Origin of the sequence: Gordonia aichiensis NBRC 108223, from assembly GCF_000332975.1 — a bacterium.
In the GTDB taxonomy this organism is placed as follows: domain Bacteria; phylum Actinomycetota; class Actinomycetes; order Mycobacteriales; family Mycobacteriaceae; genus Gordonia; species Gordonia aichiensis.
This window is the reverse complement of record NZ_BANR01000021.1, coordinates 86,522-107,846: the sequence shown is the minus strand read 5'-3', so window position 1 is coordinate 107,846 and position 21,325 is coordinate 86,522. Positions and strand designations below refer to the sequence as shown.

At 64.6% G+C, this 21,325-nt stretch carries 19 protein-coding genes; 9 read left to right on the top strand and 10 right to left on the bottom strand.

The genetic code is table 11. From position 1 onward, the window contains the following. Positions 1-698 (bottom strand): winged helix-turn-helix transcriptional regulator (locus GOACH_RS17545; RefSeq protein WP_245551936.1); only part of this gene is annotated, 698 nt, incomplete at its 3' end. Here GOACH_RS17545 and GOACH_RS17540 point away from each other — a divergent pair. The 6 genes from GOACH_RS17540 (at position 697) to GOACH_RS17510 (ending at position 7,358) form a co-directional block, all read left to right on the top strand. After that, positions 697-1,083 (top strand): nuclear transport factor 2-like protein, encoded by a 387-nt coding sequence (locus GOACH_RS17540; protein WP_005177618.1) that lies wholly within the window; start codon positions 697-699, stop codon positions 1,081-1,083. The genes GOACH_RS17545 and GOACH_RS17540 overlap by 2 nt on opposite strands. Next, entirely contained in the window at positions 1,080-1,412 is a 333-nt protein-coding gene (locus GOACH_RS17535) for a TfoX/Sxy family protein (protein WP_005177612.1), read from the top strand. The genes GOACH_RS17540 and GOACH_RS17535 overlap by 4 nt, the downstream gene beginning before the upstream one ends. A 76-nt stretch (positions 1,413-1,488) precedes the next feature. Then, a complete protein-coding gene (locus GOACH_RS17530; protein WP_005177610.1) occupies positions 1,489-2,475 on the top strand; it encodes an IS481 family transposase in 987 nt (328 codons plus the stop codon). Between the two features lie 929 nt (positions 2,476-3,404). Then, positions 3,405-4,064, top strand: coding sequence for a TetR/AcrR family transcriptional regulator C-terminal domain-containing protein (locus GOACH_RS17520; RefSeq protein ID WP_005177607.1), 660 nt, complete (start codon positions 3,405-3,407; stop codon positions 4,062-4,064). A gap of 45 nt (positions 4,065-4,109) precedes the next feature. Further along, positions 4,110-5,636, top strand: a complete 1,527-nt coding sequence (locus tag GOACH_RS17515; protein ID WP_005177605.1) for a class I adenylate-forming enzyme family protein — start codon at positions 4,110-4,112, stop codon at positions 5,634-5,636. A 39-nt stretch (positions 5,637-5,675) separates the two neighbouring features. After that, a complete protein-coding gene (locus GOACH_RS17510; RefSeq protein ID WP_005177603.1) occupies positions 5,676-7,358 on the top strand; it encodes an acyl-CoA dehydrogenase family protein in 1,683 nt (560 codons plus the stop codon). Here the strand turns inward: GOACH_RS17510 and GOACH_RS17505 are convergent. Further along, positions 7,333-8,244, bottom strand: coding sequence for a LysR family transcriptional regulator (locus GOACH_RS17505; RefSeq protein ID WP_040519046.1), 912 nt, complete (start codon positions 8,242-8,244; stop codon positions 7,333-7,335). The genes GOACH_RS17510 and GOACH_RS17505 overlap by 26 nt on opposite strands. Before the next feature lie 199 nt (positions 8,245-8,443). Then, on the bottom strand, positions 8,444-9,811 hold the full coding sequence (locus tag GOACH_RS17500) for an FAD-binding oxidoreductase (protein WP_040519045.1): 1,368 nt from the start codon (positions 9,809-9,811) through the stop codon (positions 8,444-8,446). An 89-nt stretch (positions 9,812-9,900) separates the two neighbouring features. On the opposite strand from GOACH_RS17500, the gene GOACH_RS17495 reads away from it, so the two are divergent. Together GOACH_RS17495 and GOACH_RS17490 are read left to right on the top strand one after the other, a co-directional pair. After that, positions 9,901-10,845, top strand: coding sequence for a serine/threonine-protein kinase (locus tag GOACH_RS17495; protein WP_005177596.1), 945 nt, complete (start codon positions 9,901-9,903; stop codon positions 10,843-10,845). Between the two features lie 246 nt (positions 10,846-11,091). Beyond that, a complete protein-coding gene (locus GOACH_RS17490; RefSeq protein WP_005177592.1) occupies positions 11,092-12,588 on the top strand; it encodes an amino acid permease in 1,497 nt (498 codons plus the stop codon). An 8-nt stretch (positions 12,589-12,596) separates the two neighbouring features. Here the strand turns inward: GOACH_RS17490 and GOACH_RS17485 are convergent, their stop codons facing one another. Next, positions 12,597-13,730 (bottom strand): amidohydrolase family protein, encoded by a 1,134-nt coding sequence (locus GOACH_RS17485; RefSeq protein ID WP_005177591.1) that lies wholly within the window; start codon positions 13,728-13,730, stop codon positions 12,597-12,599. Positions 13,731-13,894: 164 nt separating this feature from the next. Here GOACH_RS17485 and GOACH_RS17480 point away from each other — a divergent pair, with 164 nt between their 5' ends. Beyond that, positions 13,895-15,046, top strand: a complete 1,152-nt coding sequence (locus GOACH_RS17480; protein WP_005177589.1) for an FAD-binding oxidoreductase — start codon at positions 13,895-13,897, stop codon at positions 15,044-15,046. Between the two features lie 26 nt (positions 15,047-15,072). Here GOACH_RS17480 and GOACH_RS17475 read toward each other — a convergent pair whose 3' ends face one another. The 6 genes from GOACH_RS17475 to GOACH_RS17450 all read right to left on the bottom strand — a co-directional run bounded on the left by GOACH_RS17475 (position 15,073) and on the right by GOACH_RS17450 (position 21,239). After that, positions 15,073-16,275 (bottom strand): DUF7159 family protein, encoded by a 1,203-nt coding sequence (locus GOACH_RS17475; protein ID WP_005177588.1) that lies wholly within the window; start codon positions 16,273-16,275, stop codon positions 15,073-15,075. Between the two features lie 90 nt (positions 16,276-16,365). Then, on the bottom strand, positions 16,366-16,788 hold the full coding sequence (locus GOACH_RS17470; RefSeq protein ID WP_005177585.1) for a heat shock protein transcriptional repressor HspR: 423 nt from the start codon (positions 16,786-16,788) through the stop codon (positions 16,366-16,368). 3 nt (positions 16,789-16,791) lie between these two features. Then, positions 16,792-17,994 (bottom strand): molecular chaperone DnaJ, encoded by a 1,203-nt coding sequence (dnaJ, locus tag GOACH_RS17465; protein WP_005177583.1) that lies wholly within the window; start codon positions 17,992-17,994, stop codon positions 16,792-16,794. A 140-nt stretch (positions 17,995-18,134) separates the two neighbouring features. Continuing rightward, the gene (grpE, locus tag GOACH_RS17460) at positions 18,135-18,743 is read right to left on the bottom strand and encodes a nucleotide exchange factor GrpE (RefSeq protein WP_005177580.1); all 609 of its coding nucleotides are present in this window, start codon (positions 18,741-18,743) and stop codon (positions 18,135-18,137) included. Continuing rightward, positions 18,740-20,593, bottom strand: a complete 1,854-nt coding sequence (dnaK, locus tag GOACH_RS17455; protein ID WP_005177578.1) for a molecular chaperone DnaK — start codon at positions 20,591-20,593, stop codon at positions 18,740-18,742. Before dnaK ends, grpE begins: the two co-directional genes overlap by 4 nt. A 292-nt stretch (positions 20,594-20,885) precedes the next feature. After that, the gene (locus GOACH_RS17450) at positions 20,886-21,239 is read right to left on the bottom strand and encodes a hypothetical protein (protein WP_005177576.1); all 354 of its coding nucleotides are present in this window, start codon (positions 21,237-21,239) and stop codon (positions 20,886-20,888) included. Positions 21,240-21,325 lie beyond the last annotated feature (86 nt).

Sequence of the window (21,325 nt, the reverse complement as noted above, 5' to 3'; positions counted from 1 at the left end):
GGTAGAACTCGCGTCAGGGTCGCGGCATCGCCGGTGACATCCACGCCATGCGCGATAGCGGCGGGCAGAGGCATTGCGCCTTGCAGGAGGGCAACCAGTACCGGCCCGGGGCCTGCAACACGCGCCAGGGGGCTGACATCGCGCTGGCAAGGGTTCACCGTGATGGTCCCGTCGGCGGCGGTGAGGTCGAAGCCGTCGTCGAAGGTGCCGAACCGGATCACGATCGGTGGCTCGTCCGGTCTGTGATCCGCGAGGAGGAAGCGTGCCGGTTGGCTGAGCCAGTGCATCTGGAAGATCGCATCACTCGGCGCCTCTGGAACCGTCGGTGCACCCCACTTCAGAAGCTCGCGCAGCACTCCGTCCAGGGCCCGGCCACGCTCGGTAAGCCGATACGTTGGCGTGCCCGGGATTCCTGGGGCGGGCTCGCGGGCGACGACACCGTTGGTCTCGAGGTCCCGCAGGCGCTGGGTGAGCAGGTTCGTCGCGATGCCAGGCAGGCCGCGCTGGACTTCACCAAAGCGCAATGCTCCCCCGATCAGCAGCTCACGCACGATCAGGAGAGTCCACCTGTCACCGACGACATCCAGGGCGCGAGCGATCGAGCAAAGCTGTCCGTAGGACTTCACCTGAACCCCCTTGACTTTATCAAGTGCCTGCTTGAAAGTATCAAGCACCATTCTCACACCAAGGAGAGCCATGCCCGCCACCCTGTCTTCTGCCGCACCTCAGACACTCAAGGACTACTACCGGATCCTCGAGTCCGGCATCGACAGTTACCAGGACGGGGCTGACCTACGGCCTCTGCTGGATGACCACCTCGACTTCACGGGCTCCCTCGCTGGACACCTCCCCGACGCCACCGATGGCTTCCTGGGCGGGGTCGCCGGGTTCATCGCGACGGTCAAGCAGATCGAGATCATCCACGACGTGCACGGCACTAACAGCTCCGCCGTGCTCTACACGGCGACCATGCCCGGCGGTCCCATGACCTTCGCGGAGTTCTTCACCTTCGACGGCGGACGCATCGCGTCCTTGAACCTTCACTACAGCGGCCCCGAGTACATCGAGAAGGGTGGACGATGACGGCACAGAAGGACCTGGTCGAGCGAGTTCGTGACGCGCTAAGAGCTCGCAACCCTCGTGAGGTGTCGATGTTCGGGGGAGTGTCGTTCATGGTCGAGGACCGGATGGTTGTCGCCGCTCGTCGGGAAGGGACGCTCCTGCTACGCATCGACCCCACTGACGCGGAAGACCTGCTCACCCGCCCTGGTGCTCACCCTGCGCTCATGGGCGCAGATCGCCCCATGGGCGACGGCTGGATCAGCGTCGAGCAGGCCGCACTCCAGGGACCTGGGCTCGAGTCCTGGCTCGAGCCAGCACTCACCTTCCATGCAGCGCAAGGCGCCGAGTAGAGATCTCTACTCCAATTCCATCATCCGGTGGCCGGTCGCAAACGCGGCCGGCCACCGATCTATCTCAGGAGGCACTTTGAGTCATCGCAATGCCGCGCTGACCCCACGTCATCGTCTACGAGTCGCACGCCTCGTCATCGAGGAAGGATGGCCGATCAGCGAAGTTGCTGCCCGCTTCCAGGTGTCGTGGCCAACCGTGAAGCGGTGGGTCGACCGCTACCTTGCTGGCGAGCCGATGCAGGACCGGTCGTCACGGCCGAAGTCTTCGCCGAACAAGACGAGCAAGAAGACGACAAAACGGTGCGTGAGCCTACGAATGCGCCTGAGGGAAGGGCCTATTCAACTCGCAGCCCGACTCGGCATCGCCCCGGCCACGGTCCACCGTATCCTCACGACCGCGCGCATGAATCGACTTTCCTACGTCGACCGTGCTACCGGCGAGCCGATCCGCCGATACGAACACGACCACCCTGGCTCGCTCGTGCACGTGGACGTCAAGAAGCTTGGGAACATCCCCGACGGTGGGGGCTGGCGATACGTCGGGCGACGTCAAGGATCGAGGAATCGTGCCGTCACTCCCGGCAAGCCGAAGAACAAGTGGCGCAACCCCAAGCTCGGGTATGCGTTCGTGCACACCATCATCGATGACCACTCGCGCGTCGCCTACACCGAGGTTCACAACGACGAATCCGCTGTCACCGCCGTCGGAGTCCTGCATCGAGCGGTCGAGTGGTTCGCCGACCGAGGGGTCGCAATTGAGCGCATCTTGTCCGATAACGGTGGTGCGTACCGTTCTCACCTGTGGCGAGACACGTGCGAGGCCCTATCGATCACTCCGAAGCGAACGCGGCCATACCGCCCACAGACCAACGGCAAGGTCGAGCGATTTCACCGCACCATGGCCGACGGTTGGGCGTATGCGCGCTGCTACACGAGCGAGAACGAACGCCGCGATGCCCTCCCCGACTGGCTCCACGAGTACAACCAGCACCGACCACACACCGCCTGCGGAGGCCAGCCGCCCTTCTCACGATTGATCAACGTCCCCGGTCAGTACACCTAGGCGAGCTGGTGACTCTTCGACGTTGAGTGAACAAGTCTGCTCGGCATCGAAACAATGGCCCCCAGTTCTTCGGGGATTTGATCTATTCCGGATTCGACCTCGCCGGGATCGGTTTCGGTCCCTCAGAGTGGCATTCTTACGGTTGTGCCGCGCTATGTGGTGGTCGGACCGTTGGGTCCTCCGAGCAGGGTCGTCGCGACTGCGTTGCTCCGCAACGACTATCTGATGGGAACGTCTCAGTCGCGTCCGGAACTGACCCATCCGCCGGGCGCCCCGACGCACCGGTTCACCTCCTCCTGACCCGGCCGTGGCACGCGATCTCGTCAAAGCTCCGCGCGATGGCAGTCCTGTCCACGCCGCCCACAGACGGTCGACCACGCTGAGTGAGAGAGTTTATGGCTGCAGAACAAGCAACGGGCCCTCTCGCTTCCGCTCTCGGTCGAACTGCCATCGCCCGGTACACTCACCATTGGTGACGTATATAGGAGTGCCCCCAGGCCCCTCATAGCCTTCTTATCTCCGTTGTCCCGCAGCACAATTCGACATTTTTCTTCTTCCAACCGCCTACTGTTCTTTCGACGAGGACCCCAATACAGCGCGCGAGAAGGCGGCTGGTCTCGCGACGTTTCACTGCCCGGAACCACGGGGTTGAAGGTCCGTCGCTTTCAGTACTGCGCCTTTAACCCCGCTCAAACGCACGCTCGCGGAATGTAGCCTCGTCGGCTGACTCGACCACACCGGACCGCTCCGCGGCGCCAGACGTCGACGCCCGACCGTCGGGCCCGATACACGCGGACAAGTACAAACAAGGTCACGATAGATCCGGAATATTCAAACTAGGCGCGGATCTCACAACTCCTTGACCCGCGCAGAGCCGCGGTTTATTGTCGAACATACAAACTTGTTCGTCATACAAACACGGAGTCAGGGTGCCACCTCGTTCGTCGTCGCCTCGTTCGCAGCAGCGCGCAACGCGCACCGCGGGTAAGCAGACCCGCCTCGCTCTGCTGCGCGCCGCGGACGAGGTCTTCCGCGAGCAGGGCGAGACCGCGTCGGTTGCGCAGATCTGCGAGCGGGCCGGAGCCTTCCCCAACCAGGTCACCTACTACTTCGGCTCCAAAGAGCAACTCTTCGTCGAGGTCGCGTGCGCAGCGGTCCTGCGCGCGGGACGCCATGCCGAAGAGGCGGCCGAAACCACCGAGACCGTGCGCGAGTATGCACAGACGCTGGTGGCCACACTGCTCGGGCCGGAGCTCCGCGGCGTCGAAATGTTCACCACCGCAATGCTCTTGGTGTCACGCCGCGACGATCTGCGTGAGCTCATCACCACCACCTTGCAGACCTTGCACGAGCGGGGCGAGGAAGCCCTCATGCAGAAGCTCGTGCGCACCGGCTGGCAGCTGCGCGCCTCGATCGACGTCGAGGCCAAGGCGTTCTGGTCGGCGATCTTCGGACTCGCCGTCCAGAAGTCGGCCACTGACGACTCGCTGGGGCCCTCGCTGGCCGACTCCGTCACGGTGATATTCGCGAATCTCGGCATCCCCGACAACGTGCTCGACGCCAGTCTCCCCACCACCGACACGGCGTGATCCATCCGCCTACCCCGAACACACACCACAACGAAGAGGTCTCTCGTGGACATACTCGCCGCATTCGACAGTGCAGCAACCAAATTCCCGACCAAGGACGTGCTCATCACAGGTGAAGGAGATTCGCTCACCTACGCCGAACTGGTGGATCAGAGCCGCCGCGCGGCAAACGTTTTTGCCGGTCAAGGACTAAGCTCAGGCGACCGCATCGCCCTCATGTGCTACAACACAACAGGTTTCGTCATCGCCATGCTCGGCGCGTGGCGTGTGGGTGCAACTATCGTCCCGATCAATCACAAGCTGGCCCCACCGGAGGTCGCCCACATCATCGGGCATTCGGGATCGGCGCTCCTGGTGGTCGACGGCTCATTGCACGCCGGAACAGAAGGCATCGACGTCGCCGTCATGACCACCGACACCTCGGTGCCCGACGTCCCGCACCTCGAGGACGCGGTTGCCGCAGCCACTCCCCTCCCCGCTGCAGAGCAGGCGCAGTTGGCCGACGACACGATCGCTGAGATCCTGTACACCTCGGGCACCACCGGACTTCCGAAGGGTTGTGTGCACACGCACCGTACGGTCACACTCACCGCGATGACCGCCGTGATCGGCTTGTCGATGACGCGCGATGAACGACTCCTGATGAGCGTGCCCATCTGGCACGCGTCGCCGCTGAACAACTGGCTTCTCGGCACCCTGTACGTGGGTGGAACCGTCGTGTTGCAGCGCGAGTATCACCCGGTCAAGTTCCTCGATACCGCTGCCGCACAACGGATCACACTGTGCTTCGGGCCGCCGGTCATCTACACAACCGCACTCAACTCGGTACCCGACTTCGCCGACTACGATCTGTCCTCTGCGCGCGCGTGGCTGTACGGCGGCGGACCGATCGGCCCCGAGGTGGCACAACGACTCGCGGCCGGATACCGCAGCGACAACTTCTTCCAGGTGTACGGCATGACCGAGACCGGCCCCGTCGGTTCGGTTCTCTACCCCGACGAACAGGTGAGCAAGGCAGGCTCGATCGGACGAGTCGGCCTCCCGGGAGTCGACGTGCGGGTCGTCACCGCGAGCGGTGAGAACGCCCACGCGAAACAGGTGGGCGAGATATGGATTCGCAGCGCGACCATCATGATCGGATACCTCGACGACCCGGAGGCCACCCGCGCCGCGATCGATGCCGACGGCTGGTACCACACCGGCGACCTCGCGCGCGTCGACGACGACGGCTACCTCTTCATCGTCGACCGCACCAAGGACATGATCATCACCGGTGGCGAGAACGTGTACTCCAAGGAGGTGGAGGACGCGCTGACCGCCCACCCCGCCATCGCCGAAGCGGCAGTCGTCGGACGTCCGCACCCGGAGTGGGGCCAGACCGTGATCGCGCACATCGTCCGCATCGACGGTGCGGACGATGTGACCGAGGATCTCACGACGTTCTTGGCCGATCGTCTCGCCCGCTACAAGATCCCGCGCGAATTCCATGTCGCACAGTCGCTTCCGCGCACGCCGACCGGGAAGATCCAGAAGCACCTGATCAACACACCCGAACTGTCGACCACGGCCTGAACGCACACAGCCACACCTGGTCTGAGAAAGGCACCAACCATGACCTCCACAACCCCCACCACACATCCGCAACCGCATTTGACACACACCGTGTTCAACCAGTCCGCTCCGCGCACCGAGGTCAACGAGTACGAGCTGAACACCGTGCTCGTCGAGGCCGTCAACCGTCATGACGCCGGCTGGGCCACAGACGAACTCCGCGAGGTCGGCGCGCTGGTGGGTACCGAGCAGTTCCAACACGACGCCACGCTCGCCAACACGATCACTCCGGAACTGCACACCTTCGACCGCTGGGGCAACCGGATCGACGAGGTCGAGTACCACCCCAGCTACCACCGCATCATCTCTGCGGCGGTCGAACACGGCGCACACACGCGCTGCTGGTCCGATCCCCAGCCGGGGTCGCACGTGGCACGCGCAGCGATCTTCATGCTTTTCGGACAGATCGAACCGGGACACGCCTGCCCGGTATCGATGACACACGCCGTGATCCCGTCGTTGGAACTGCAGCCGGACGTTGCCGCACAGTGGGTGCCGAAAGCGTTGTCGCGCAGTTACTCCCCCGACCTCTCAGCCGACAAATCGTCGGCCATCTTCGGCATGTCGATGACGGAGAAGCAGGGCGGCTCCGACGTTCGCGCCAACACCACTGTCGCCCGACCGGTCGGCACAGGCGGCCCCGGTGCCGAGTATCTCCTCACCGGACACAAGTGGTTCTGCTCGGCCCCCATGTCCGACGCGTTCCTGGTGCTTGCTCAAGCGGAAGGCACCGGCGGCCAGGGGCTCTCGTGCTTCCTGCTACCCAGAATCCTGCCCGACGGCACGCGCAATTCGTTCCGCATCCAGCGCCTCAAGAACAAGCTCGGCAACAAGTCCAATGCGTCGAGCGAGATCGAACTGGACGGCACCGTCGCACTGATGGTCGGTGAACCGGGCCGCGGGGTGCGGACGATCATCGAGATGGTGGCGCAGACCCGTCTCGACTGCGTGCTCGGCAGCACGGCGGGTATGCGCCAGTCGGTCGCTGAAGCACTGTGGCATGCCCGCCACCGTGCGGCGTTTGGCGCCACCCTGGCCGACCAGCCCGCCATGACCGCCGTCCTCGCCGACCTCGCCCTCGAGTCCGAAGCAGCAACGGTGACCGCGATGCGGCTGGCACGTGCCCACGACGAGGACGCAACCGACCAGGAGCGTGCCTTCCGTCGACTGGCCACCGCGGTCGCCAAGTACTGGATCTGCAAGCGCGGTCCGCACCACTCCTACGAGGCGCTCGAATGCCTCGGGGGAAACGGCTACACCGAAGACTTCCCGCTGGCGATGCGCTACCGAGAACAACCGGTCATGGCCGTGTGGGAGGGCTCGGGCAACGTCATCGCGCTCGACGTCCTGCGCGCGATGACGCGCGAGCCGGAGTCGATCGCGGCGTTCGACGCCGAGATCAACCTCGCGCGCGGGGCTGACCCGGTACTCGACGCCCACCTCGACCGCGTCCGCACCGAACTCGGCGAGTTGGTCGGGCTCGATCCCGCCGACGCGCAACGCCGCGCACGCCGCGTCGTCGAATCCATGGCACTTGCCCTCGAGGCCTCACTGCTGGTTCGCTTCTCGCCGACGCCGGTCTCCGAGGCATTCATCGCTGCGCGACTGGGCGCCGACCGTGGAGCGGAGTACGGAACGCTGCCCGTGGGCGACGACCTCACTGCGATTCTGCAGCGGCACTGACACCGACGGCGTCGAGGATACGGTTGCGCATCCTCGGCGCCGTGTTCGGCAGCCACATCGCCATGACCGGTGTCATCGGCGGGTTGTCGAACGAGATGACGCGGATCTGGTCGTCGTAGAGCCATCCCGGCTGGTTGGTCACGAACGCGACCGCCTGCGGGTGGGCGATCACCGAGGTGTGCGGCGGCGTGCCGCGAAGGTTGGAGACGATGATCTCGGGTTCGAACCCCGCTCGTCTGCAATACGACACGATCATGTCGGTGTAGTCGGGTTCGAGCTCGGAGATCACGATCTGGCAGGACGCGACGTCCTTCATCGCGCACGTCTCATGCGCGGCGAGCGGATGCCGCGCATTGACCGCGAGCCGTAGCTCATGACTCGTCGCGATGGCACCGGCGAGGTCGGGCGGAGCCTCCACTGTCCGGGCGAGTGCGAGGTCGATACTCCCTGCGAGGAGTTCGTCCCGGATGAACTCGGCAGCGACCGGGCGGACGGTGATCGGCATGGAGGCGTCCTGCTGAACCGCGCCCTCGATGACCTGGAAGACCTCCGACGGCGCAAGTCCCTGGGTATAGCCGATCACGTAGGGGTCGGGATTCTGTGCGTCGACCATGCGCACTTCCGATGCGAGATGCGCGCCGCCGGCGAGCAGGGGGACCGACCCCTCGTACAACGCCGTGCCTGCAGCGGTCGGGGTGAGTGACCGCCGCGAACGAGAGAACAATTGCACGCCGAGCTGTCGCTCGAGGTCCTTGATCGCCGACGACAACGCCTGCTGTGAGATGAAGAGCCGCTCGGCCGCGACACGCAACGACGGGGCCTCGATCACCTCGACGAACATTCTGAGACGCCGAAGGTCCAGGTCACGATCCGATGAACTGGTCATAAGCTCCATTATCAATCAGAGGTTGACAATTATCCGGATATTCTCGATGGATGGTTGTGTAAATCGTGATTACAGTGTCATCAGCGGTACGAACTTGGAGTCAGCGCCTTCCCATTCGAAGACGTCAGCTGCGCTCGATCCCGGTCCGCATGTCGCAGCACAGAGGGGGCGTTGCGACATGCGGACCGGTGCCGTTTCCCTACAGGAGCACGCCCGGGTTGAGTAGGCCATGAGGATCCAGTGCCGCCTTGATCGTTGCTGTGAGTTCCATGACATCGGGCCCGAGTTGGTCCGGTAACCAGCCCTTCTTCAACCGCCCGACGCCGTGCTCGCCTGTGATCGTCCCGCCGAGACCGATCGCGAGATCCATGACCTGACCGAACGCTGTCTGCGCTCGCCTGCTCTCGTCGGCGTCTGCCGGGTCGAACACGATCAGCGGGTGGGTGTTGCCGTCACCCGCGTGCGCGATCACCGAGATCATCACCCGGTTGTCGGTGGCAATGGCCTCGACCCCGTCGATGAGTTCCGGTAGTGCGGGCAATGGAACTCCGACGTCTTCGAGCAGCAACGAACCGAGACGTTCGACGGCCGGGATCGCCGCGCGGCGGGCTGCGGTGAACGCCTCCCCCTCGGCAGGATCCGACGTCGCGAACACCTCGGTCGCGCCGTGCTCGGAGAACGCTTTCTCGATCAGCTCGACCTCCGCGATGCCCGCGGGTCCCGGAGCGTCGGACTGCGCGACCAACAGGGCGCCAGCATCCCGATCAAGGCCCATCTTGAGCATGTCCTCGACGGCGTTGATCGACACCGAATCCATGAACTCGAGCATTGCCGGTCGGATCGTCGCGGTGATTGCGAGGACCGCTTCGCTCGCGTGGTGCACCGACGCGAACGTCCCGACCACCGTGCACGCCGACGCCTGCGGCGGAAGCAGACGCAGCGTGACCTCGGTGATGATGCCGAGCAGCCCCTCGCTCCCGACGAACAGCTTCGTCAGGGGCAGACCTGCCGAGTCCTTGAGCTGTTTGCCGCCGACCCTGATCGCGCGGCCGTCGGCGAGCACCACCTCGAGCCCGAGTACGTAGTCGGTGGTGACGCCGTACTTCACACAACACAGCCCACCGGCGTTGGTGGCGACGTTGCCGCCGATCGAACAGATCTCGAACGACGACGGATCGGGTGGATACCACAGTCCGTGGCCCGCAGCTGCCGCCTTGACCTCAGAGTTCAGCAGGCCCGGTTGTGAGACGGCCGTGCGGGTCGCCGTGTCGATGGTCAGATTCCGCATTTTCTCGGTCGAGAGCATCACCGCACCGTCGACCGCGGTCGACCCGCCCGACAAACTCGTCCCGGCACCACGGGTGATCAGCGGAATACCGTGCTTTCCGCACCACCGCACCACCTCTTGGACCTGTGCTGTCGCGGTGGGCCTCACCACTGCCAACGGCGTTCCGGCCTCCGGGTCGTTGGCACGATCCTGGCGGTAACCCGCCAGAATGTCCGGATCTGTCACGACCATCTGGTCGCCGAGCGTGGCGATCAGTTCGTCGAGTGCTCCACTGCTCATGAGGATCAAGCGTAGGCTCCGAGGCCGACTCCGATGACCGTGTTGGACGGACCGCGTGCGCCGCGCACTGCGCCGGATACCCTGACGAGGTGTATGAGCCGGGAAGCCTCGTAGCCGGTTACACCATCGATGCGCTGGTGGGTAGCGGCAGTAGCGCTGACGTGTACCGCGTACATCGCGGCGACGAGCGCATTCCCGAAGCACTGAAGGTGCTGCACTCCGACGAGACCGGCAACACGCGGGCCGCCGAACGTTTCGAGCGCGAGTTCACCATCGCCTCCCTCCTCGACCACCCGAACATCGTCGAGATGTACACCCGCGGCGAGATCCCGCCCGATGATCAGAGCATCCGCCGGGCACAGGCTCTGGGCGTGCCACCCGACCGCGTCGCGCCGACGTTGTGGATCGCCATGCAGTACGTCGACGGTCCCGCGGCAAGTGCGCTGATCCCCTCCCCGACGACGGAGCCGGAGGTGACGACGATCGTCCGTGTGGCCAGACAGATCGCGGCGGCAATCGATTTCGCACACTCGTGCGAGGTGCTGCACCGCGACGTCAAGCCCGCCAACATCCTGCTGACCTCGACTCGACCGGACACCGACGCACTGCTCTCCGACTTCGGTATCGCGCAACTCGTCGACGACAACCGGCCACTGGCGCGCAACGGCCGAGTGCAGGGATCGATCGCGTACGCCTCCCCTGAACTGCTTCAGGCCAGACAGCTCTCACCGGCAACCGACGAGTATGCGTTCGCCTGCACCCTGACCGAATTCCTCACCGGCGCACCCCCTTACCCGCGCGCAACAGCCTTCGCGATCACCAACGCGCATCTGCGTGATGATCCGCCCGTACTGACCCGACGACGACCCTGGCTGCCCTCGGCCCTGAATTCAGTCTTCGCCAAGGCGCTTGCCAAGAATCCGGCCGACCGGTACCCGACGTGCAGCGAGTTCGCCGACATTGTCGCCCGCAACCTTCGCGACGTCCCTGTGCCCGCACCCGAGCCGCCACGACGTCCATGGCGTCGACTCTGAACCGACGGCACAACCGTTGTCGGACACAGGGCCTCGATGCGTCACTATGACACAGAACACAGATTCACGATTGTTAAATCGGACATCGGATAGCCAGTTATTCTGCGCACCAAGGCATTTAGCGCGAACCGACCCCGCGTCGACACCCAGCGACCGCCTCGATCGTTAACACTCTGCGTCATCTCAACGTAGCGAAGACCAATTAGCGTCGACCGACGTCCAGTGTTTTCACCCGTATGGGGAGTCATGACAGCCGAATCAACGACGCAGTACGACAACTCTGCGCTCGCCCATGAGGAGGAGGGCTACCAGAAGGCCCTCAAGCCGCGCCAGATCCAGATGATCGCCATCGGAGGCGCGATCGGTACCGGATTGTTCATGGGTGCGGGGTCGCGCTTGCATGACGCAGGTCCGGGGCTGTTCCTCACCTACGCCGTGTGCGGCGTCTTCGTCTTCTTCATCCTTCGCGCCCTCGGCGAGCTGGTGCTCCATCGTCCGTCGTCGGGATCGTTCGTCTCCTACGCACGCGAGTTCTTCGGGGAGAAGACAGCATTTGTCACCGGCTGGCTCTACTTCTTCAACTGGGCAGCCACCGCCATCGTCGATGTGACGGCTGTCGCGCTCTACGTGCACTACTGGGGCATGTTCGGCGCGATCCCGCAGTGGCTGATCGCCCTCATCGCCCTGTGCATCGTCCTGACGATGAACATCATCTCGGTCAAACTCTTCGGCGAGATGGAGTTCTGGGCGTCGATCATCAAGGTCACCGCACTTGTCACGTTCCTCGTCGTGGGAATCGTCTTCCTCGCGGGACGATTCGACATCGAGGGCGCTCCGACCGGATTCAGTGTGATCTCCGACAACGGCGGAATGTTCCCCACCGGCCTGTTCTCGTTGGTGATCGTGACGTCGGGCGTCATCTTCGCCTATGCGGCAGTCGAATTGGTCGGCACGGCTGCCGGCGAAACCGCCGAACCGGCGAAAGTGATGCCGCGAGCGATCAATTCGGTGATTCTGCGCATCGCCGTGTTCTACGTGGGCTCACTGATCATCCTCGCGCTGCTTCTGCCCTACACCACCTACAAGGCAGACGAGAGTCCGTTCGTCACTTTCTTCTCCAAGATCGGCGTTCCGGCCGCGGGCGGGATCATGAACCTCGTCGTGCTCACGGCGGCGATGTCGAGTCTCAACGCAGGCCTGTACTCCACCGGACGCACCCTGCGCTCGATGGCGCTCAATGGCACGGCCCCGGCGTTCACCGGCAAGATGAACAAGAACGGGGTGCCCTTCGGCGGTATCGCGCTCACCGGCGCGCTGACGTTCCTCGGGGTCATCCTCAATCTGTTCGTGCCCTCCGAGGCATTCAACATCGCGCTCGATCTCTCGGCGCTCGGCATCATCTCCACCTGGGGGATGATCGTCGCCTGTCAGATCCAGCTCTACCGCTGGGAGAAGAAGGGCATTCTCACCCGTCCTGCGTTCCGGCTACCGGGCACCCCGTACACCAGCTACGCCACCCTGGTCTTCCTCGCCGCCGTGGTCGTGCTGATGTGCTACGACAACTACTGGAATCTCATCGCGATCATCGTCGGCATACCGCTACTCATCGCCGGGTGGTTCGGCTGTCGGTCCAAGGTGCTCGCCATCGCAGCCCAGCGTCAGGGCTACACCGGCGAATACCCGGTCATCCCGCAGCCGCCGGTCCCCGAGGGCCCCGAGGACACAAAGGACGCGAAGGACTGACCAGGCCATCAGGGGGTGTCGTCGACGCCGTACACCCTGAGCGCGTTGTCGCGGAATACTTTTCGCATGAGGTCGTCACCCCACGGCGCAAGTACGTCGAGCAGGGCACCGACGAGCATGCCCATCGTCGCGTTCGGTCGGTCGAGCGGAAAGTTCGAGCCGAAGATGAGGCGTTCAGAGCCGAAATGGCTCACCAGGTGCCCGACGAGTGGACCGATCATCTCGGCGAGGGTCTTTCGGCTACCGATGTTGCCTCTGGCGTCGTGGCCATAACCGAGGATCGGCATCGCCAGCCCCGACAGCTTCATCACGATGTTGGGCTGTGCGGCAAGACTCACCACGCGTTCACGCCACAATCGCATGATGTCGGCGCGCGCCGCAGCAGTGTTGCCTGTTCGCACACCCATTGGGCCGAACACACCCACCGGCGCCCCTATGTGGTCGACAACGACCGTGGCCTGGGGATATTCGCGCGCCACACTGATCGCGTCGTAGAGCTGATGCGAATAGGCGAATACCTCCACCACCAGTCCTCGACGCACCGCTTCGCCGAAGCCACGCAGCGCGGCAGGCGATGACAGCAGACTCTCGTCCGGGGTCGAGTCGCGCACTCGCGGATCCGGATGCCGAGCCGCGAGCACGCGGATGCCCCGCACGGGAGGGGTGATATCGAGCTGGCGGTCGAGTTGCGTTGCGAAATCCGGTGATCGAGGGTCACCGTGCACGATCAAGCCGCCGAGCCGCGGCGCACCGTCGCGGCCGAAGGGAAGCCCCAGTGCGTAGCGGGTCTCCGACAGTTCCTCGGCCTCGACGTCGGGAATCATGTCGATGTCGCCCGCGTAAGCACGCCAGTGAGAGTCGGCGAGGATCACCGTGTCGATCGGAACGCCCGCGACGACAGGCACTCCAGCGATGTCGCTGACGTAGTGCTCTGTCTCGTAGGCGCGAGCGATGACCGACGGCGTCAGGACGTACTCGCGATCGGACTGCGAGACCAGCAGTGTGAACGCACGGTCACCGAGCCTCGGCGTGAGTCGCTGCACTCGCGCGAGGCCCTTTGCCCGCCAGGGAGTCTGACGCGGATTCCATTGCAGCAGGTGCGCGTCTACGATTCCCGGGAGCACGTTTTCCAGGGAGACCACATATGCAGGGTCCCATATCGCGCGCAATTTCGGTCCGATTGGACACTTCACGGGTGCGGATTGTTTCCGCCGGACTCGCCTCACTCCTGCTCTTCGGACACCGTCGGCCGACGAAGAGGCAGAATGGAGAGGCTGTCGACGGGGCGAAACGAGCGGAGGTGTGCATGGGCGGGCATTCACGCCACGTGCTGCACCATGTCCGTCAGGTGATGGGACGCGACCCGGACGCGTTCACGCGCGGTGTCTTCACCCGACTGTTCGCCCTCGACCCCGACCTGCGTGACCTGTTCCCCGCCCAGATGTCGCACCTACGTGAAGCGTTCTACGGAGTGATCGACCACGCGCTCGAAGTGATTCCCTCCGACGACGGGCACACCGACCTCGTCGAATTTCTTGCACAACTCGGCCGGGACCACCGCAAATTCGGTGTGCTGCCTGCGCACTATTCGCTGATGTGTTCCGCGCTGATCGGGGAGTTCCGTGCGCTGCTCGACGGCTACTGGGACGGCGAGACCGAGGAGACCGTCACACAGGCGATGCTGTTGACGACCGGCGTGATGCGGGGGGCTGCCGAAATGGCTTCCGGTCCACCGACCTGGACGGCGCAGGTCGTCGAGAAGTATCGGATCACGCGTGATCTCGCCGTCGTGCGCCTCATCGGCGACGCTCCGCTTCGCTTCTCGGTCGGCCAGTTCCTCGAGGTGGCCATTCCGCAATGGCCGCACGAATGGCGACATCTCTCACCGGCTATACCGCCCAATCCTGACGGTGAGATCGAGTTTCACGTCCGCGCGATACCGGGCGGCGTTGTCAGTTCCACAATCGTGGCGGACACCCGCGTCGGCGACGTCTGGAAGCTCGCGCAGCATCACGGCACGCTGCACGTCGAACGGGATCGCGACGTTCTCATGGTCGCGGGCGGGACCGGCCTCGCCCCGCTGCGTGCGCTACTCATCGAGATGTCGAAGCGGGCCGACTCACCGTCGACGCACATCTTCTACGGCATGCGCTACCCCGGCGAACTCTACGATCTCGCGGTGCTGGCGCGCATCGCGTCGACGAATCCGTGGCTGAGAGTCACCGCCGTATCGCAGGAGCGCGACGACCCGTGGTGGTTGAACTCGATCGCGACACCAGAGGACCTCGGCGTCGAGCACCGCATCGGCATCCTCTCGAATATCGTAGCGGCAGAACGCGATTGGACCGAGCATCAGGCTCTCGTCGTCGGCTCTCCGCAGATGGTCACCGAGACCCGACGCCGACTCATCATCGCGGGCGTGCGGGCAAGCAGTATCCAGTCGGACCCGGTGTACTGAGATCGCTGCCGGTTTCGGATCCCGGTTCAGCCCGCGTCCGACTCCTGCTCGCTGCCGCCCTCGGACTGACCGGGCACCTCGACGGTGGTGGTCCTGATTTCGGTGGTCGTCTCGGTCTCGGTCTCCGTCACTGCAGGGGCTTGCACGGTTCTGGTAACCGTCGGTGGTCTGACGGTGGTGGTGCGGACCTCTCGCCTGGTTTCGGTCGCGGTCTCGGTGGCGACCTCACCCTCGCGGGTGACGGTTGCGCGCTGCGGGGTGTCTGTGACGGTCACCGTCGTCGGCGCGGAATCGGGCGTGGCTGCGGCGTCGTCTCCACTTGCGTGAAGCGCAGTGAGTCCGATGGCGCCGAGCAGGACCGCTACCCCGATGACAGCACCCAGTGCCCACCAGCGCAGACCGGTCGCATCACGAGGCGCACGCGTCGGGGCTGCGGCGAACGCGGACCCGCCGGGTTCGCCCGCTGGTATCGCCGTCGTTCTCGCAGGGGTCGCGGCGGCGCCGACGGCAAGGGCGAGGGCGGGCATATCCGCGATCATCACCGGGCGCGTGACGGCGTATTCGAGTGCCGGCGCAACACCGGGCAGTTCCGCGCCCGACCCGGTGCACACCACCGCGCCGAGTCGAGAACCACCGTCGGCGTCGAGGATCAACCGCGCGACCTCGTCGGCGCCCCGCGGGTCGGTGACGGCAATGCCCTGCAGCGTCGAGTTGTCGCGCGTGTCGAGCAGCCGGCCCGTGGTGTTGTCGACGAGTGCGACGCATACTCCGTCGGCAGGTTCGCCTGTGCGTGCGAGATTGACGACCGCACTCACCCCTGCGCCGCGCGGAGACGAGCGCGCCACCGCCAGCATGGCGCCCGCTATGTCGTCGACGCTGGTGATCTGGTACCAGGGCGGGGTCGACGGCCCGGGCGTGAATGCCTGCGCAAGATAGTTGCGGGTGCTCGGACGCGAGCAGGAGACGATCAGGTGATCGACCTCGAAGGGAACCGACTCGACCAGCTCCGTGATGGCTGCTGCCGCCGATTCCGGCAGGTAATCGGGCAGATCGACAAGGTTACTTGCCGCGATCTCGTCGCCACCGGCGCCCGGACGGATGACGACCGATGCGATCTCGTCGCCGACGACCGACACACCGAGGGTCACTGATCCGCCGGGATCTCTGCCCGATGTCGGCGTCACTGCCGTCTGCGGCCCGTTCAGCGGTGTCCCGCTCGTCGTTGTCACCGTTATCTCCCCATGTCGCTCTCGAGGGGTCAGCCTAACGTGTCATCCCCGACGGCCAACCGGCCGTCGGGGATGAGGGATCGAAAGTGATCAGTCCTTGCGCTTGGCGCGTCGTGGTTGCCACACGACCAGAGCGCTCGTGCGTGGAACCGGCACCAGCTCGCCGCCTCGGCGAGCGGACTGCTCGACCTGACTCTGCAGTTCGCCCACTCTCTGCTGCAGAGCGTCGACCTGGTTGGTCAGATCGATGATCCGCTTGATACCCGCGAGGTTGACGCCCTCCTCCTGCGAGAGACGTTGGATCTCTCTCAGCAGTTCGACGTCGCGCGTCGAATACCGACGCCCGCCTCCCGTCGTGCGTTGCGGGGTGACGAGCCCGAGCCGGTCATAGGTGCGCAGTGTCTGCGCGTGCATCCCGGCCAGTTGTGCGGCAACCGAGATCATGAACGTCGCACCCGAATCCTCGAAGTCCCGATCGTTGAAGCCCCGATCGTCGAAGTTCCGACTCGCCATGACTCATCGCCCCCATCCTGCACGGGGATCGAAACCGCTGGCCTTCTCCGCCTCTGCGTAGGTCTTGAGCGCTTCGGTCGCGGCGTCGTCGAGCTTGCTCGGCACCTCGACCTTCACGGTGACCAGCAGATCGCCCGCGCCACCGGTGCGCTTCGGGACACCCCGACCGCGAACGCGCAGTGTGCGCCCGTCGGTGGTGTTCGGCGGGATCTTGACCCCCACCGACCCCTCGAGTGTCGGAACCGAGACCGTTGCGCCGAGCACCAACTCGGAGAAGCTCACCGGCAGGTGCACCTTGAGGTCGTTGCCGCTGCGGGTGAAGATCTTGTCGGCTGTCACGTGGACGACCACATAGAGGTCGCCAGACGGAGCGCCGCGTCGACCTGCTTCGCCCTGACCCGCCAGTCGAATCCGTTGTCCGTCTTCGACTCCTGCGGGGATACGCACATTGATGGTGCGTGCCCTGACCTTGACGCCTGAGCCGTCGCAATCGGTACACGGGTCGTCGATGCGCGATCCCGTGCCCTGGCAGTCCTGGCACGGCTCACTGAAACCGAATGCGCCCTGATTTCGGCTCACCAGCCCCGACCCGTTACAAGTCGGGCAGACCCGCGGACTGGTTCCCGGCTTCGCGCCGCTTCCGTGGCAGGTCGTACAGGGCGCGGGACTCGTCACCCGAAGCGGGACGGTCGTGCCGATCGCCGCATCCTTGAACGACAGCGTGGTCTCGGTCTCGAGATCGTTGCCGCGACGCGGTCGAGTCGCCGTCGACGGACGCGACGAACCGCCGCGATTGAACAGACCGTCGAACAGGTCGCCGAAGCCGCCGCTCGACTCGCCCCCGCCGCCGAACAGATCGCCGAGATCGCCGATGTTGAAGTCGGCGCCGTTACTCGTCGAGTACCGCGTTCCCCCACCGGGGAATCCTCCCGGGAACCCGTTGCCGCCGCCGCGGAACTGACCGCCCGCGAACATGGCACGGGTCTCGTCGTACTCCTTACGCTTGTCTGCGTCGGAGAGCACGCTGTGGGCTTCGGACACCCGCTTGAAGCGTTCTTCGGCTTCCTTGTCTCCCGGGTTGGCGTCGGGATGCAGCTCGCGTGCGAGCTTGCGGTAAGCCTTCTTGATCTCTTCAGCCGAAGCGTCAGAAGCAACGCCCAGGTCCTTGTAGAAGTCGTGTTCGAGCCATTCTCGTTGTGGAGCCACCAGACGTCACCTCCTTCGTGGTTGTGTGAAGTTGTCTGGTCTTGAGTTGTGGAAAAGCTGTGTTGTGTTGGTGGGCCGTGCAGCGCCGACGGCGCGTCGCGTCATGTCGCGCGACGCGCCGTCGGTGCATGTGCAGGTGTTTATTGTGCACCACTCTGCTGGTTCTGCGGCTCCGACTGCTGCGCCGGATCCGGGTCGGTGACCGTGACCATCGCTGTGCGAATCACTTTGTCGCCGAGACGGTATCCGCTGCGGTACACCGCACCGATGACGGGTTCTGCTCCGCTGCCGTCGTTCTGGACGGCCTCGTGCAGTTCGGGATCGAACAGATCGCCCGGCGTACCGAACTTCGTCAATCCCTCGGCGTCGAGCGTGGCGATCAGCTTGTCGGCCACGCCCTTGAGCGGTCCGCCCTCGAGATCGCCGTGCTCGCGGGCACGGTCGAGGTCGTCGAGGACCGGCAACAGCTTGTCGATCAGGATCTGCTTGCCGTAGGCGACGCGTCCCTGCTTCTCTTCTTCGGTCCGCCGCTTGTAGTTGGCGAACTGAGCGCGCTCGCGCTGCAGGGCAGCGGTGAGTTCGGCAACCTCGGCCGAACCCGTATCCGCCTCTTCCGAACTCTGTGCCTCCTCGGCACCGCCGGGGCGCACCTCACCCGTTTCGGGATCGATGCGCCGCCGGTCGGTGACCGTGATCGGCTCGTCGACTTCGACGTCGACCGGGTCGAGCTCGGGCTCCTGTGAGGTCACTTGGTGTCCCCGGAGTTCGGCTCGTCCACGACCTCGGCGTCGACGACGTCGTTGTCGGAGTCAGCGGTGGCACCGTCGGCCGATGCGCCGTCCTGCGACTCTGCGGCCGATGCCGCGTAGATCGCCTGACCCATCTCCTGGGATTCCGCCGAGAGCTTCTCGATCGCGCTCTTGACCGCCGAGATGTCGGTGCCCTTCAGCGCCTCGTTGGCCTCGGAGATCGCAGCGTTGACCTTGTCCTTGACCTCGCCGGGAACCTTGTCCTCGTTGTCCTTGAGGAACTTCTCGGTGTGGTTGACAAGCGACTCGGCCTGGTTGCGGGTCTCGGCCTCCTCGCGACGCTTGCGGTCCTCTTCTGCGTGGGCCTCGGCGTCCTTGATCATCCGGTCGATCTCGTCCTTGCTCAGGCCCGAGCCCTCCTGGATGCGGATGGAGTTCTCCTTGCCGGTGCCCTTGTCCTTCGCGGTGACGTGAACGATGCCGTTGGCGTCGATGTCGAACGTCACCTCGATCTGCGGGACACCTTGCGGCGCAGGAGCGATGCCACCGAGCTCGAAGGAGCCGAGCAGCTTGTTGTGCGAAGCGATCTCGCGCTCACCCTGGTAGACCTGGATCTGCACGGAGGGCTGGTTGTCCTCGGCCGTGGTGTAGGTCTCCGACCGCTTGGTCGGGATCGTGGTGTTGCGCTCGATCAGCTTGTGCATCACGCCGCCCTTGGTCTCGATACCGAGCGACAGTGGAGTGACGTCAAGCAGCAGAACGTCTTTCACCTCACCGCGGAGCACGCCAGCCTGCAGCGCAGCACCCACCGCGACGACCTCGTCGGGGTTGACGCCCTTGTTGGGCTCCTGGCCACCGGTGAGTTCCTTCACCAGATCGGTGACGGCGGGCATACGGGTCGAACCACCAACGAGCACAACGTGATCGATGTCGCCGACGGAGATGCCTGCGTCCTTAATGACCGCCTGGAACGGAGCGCGGGTGCGCTCGAGCAGGTCGGAGGTGATCTTCTGGAACTCGCTGCGGCTCAACTGCTCGTCGAGGAAGAGCGGGTTCTTGTCGGCGTCGACGGTGATGTAGGGCAGGTTGATCGAGGTGCTCTGCGAGGCAGACAGTTCGATCTTGGCCTTCTCGGCAGCCTCACGCAGACGCTGCATGGCCATCTTGTCCTTGGTCAGGTCGATGCCGGAGCTGGTCTTGAACTTCTCGACGAGCCAATCGACGATGCGCTGATCCCAGTCGTCACCACCGAGGTTGTTGTCACCCGAGGTCGCACGGACCTCGACGACGCCGTCGCCGATCTCGAGTAGCGAGACGTCGAAGGTACCGCCACCGAGGTCGAAGACCAGGATGGTCTGTTCCTTCTCACCCTTGTCCAGGCCGTATGCCAGCGCGGCTGCGGTCGGCTCGTTGACGATGCGCAGGACGTTGAGGCCCGCGATCTGTCCGGCCTCCTTGGTGGCCTGACGCTGCGAGTCGTTGAAGTATGCGGGCACGGTGATGACCGCGTCGGAGACGTCTTCACCCAGGTAGGACTCGGCGTCGCGCTTCAGCTTCATGAGCGTGCGGGCGCTGATCTCCTGCGGGGTGTACTTCTTGTCGTCGATCTCGACGTTCCAGTCGGTGTCGCCCATGTGGCGCTTGACCGAGCGGATGGTGCGGTCGACGTTGGTGACTGCCTGGTTCTTGGCAGGCTGCCCGACGAGTACCTCACCGTTGCGCGCGAACGCCACGACCGACGGAGTGGTCCGTGAGCCTTCGGCGTTGGCGATGACAGTCGGTTCGCCGCCCTCGAGCACGGACACCACGGAGTTGGTGGTGCCGAGGTCGATTCCAACAGCACGAGACATCTGTTATTTCCTCCTAGTTTGTGGGTGTGCACCCAAGTTCTTGTCCCCGGGTCGAGCTCGCGGCACGACCTGGGGGGTGGTCGTTGCAAACCTGCGCCTGGAACGTGTGAGACTTCAGTGCGTCCGACTCATGTCCTACTGGTTGAGTCTTACCGCGTCAAGTCTACTTGAGTCTGCCAGGCTCAGGTTTCTCGATAGGTGCAACTACACCCGATGGAGGGTTGTTCCCGATTCGGAGAAAAAAGTTGAGCGAAGTTCGCGCAAGTCTGGGCGCCTCGGTCTCCCGGTGCTCTTACGGCGCAGGCGGAAGCGCGTCGCCGGGGAGACCTTCGGCGGGGTGGACGTCGAAGGTGAACACCCCGGCCTGCACGGCAGGGTCGTCGTTCATGATCGCGGTGACAGTGTCGACGTCGCGGTCGAAGACGGCGATCCCACAGATGTCGGAGTCGTCGCGCACCGGGAGCACCACGGCGATCTCGCCGGCCTTGCGCAACGCGAACGTGCGTCGACCGTGTTCTTTCACCAGGTCCGCAGACTCCGGCTTGCCGTGCTCGGGGCCGGCCTTGAGGATCGCCACGGTGTAGGGCTGCGCATACTCGATGATGGTCTGCATCTCGGCATCGGTGATCTCGGGCAACTCGGTCATCACGGCTCCTTCTCGTCGGTCGACGGACACGAGGCGGCACCGGCACACCTCGGTGCCAGCCTATTCCGCCATACGACCGAATACGC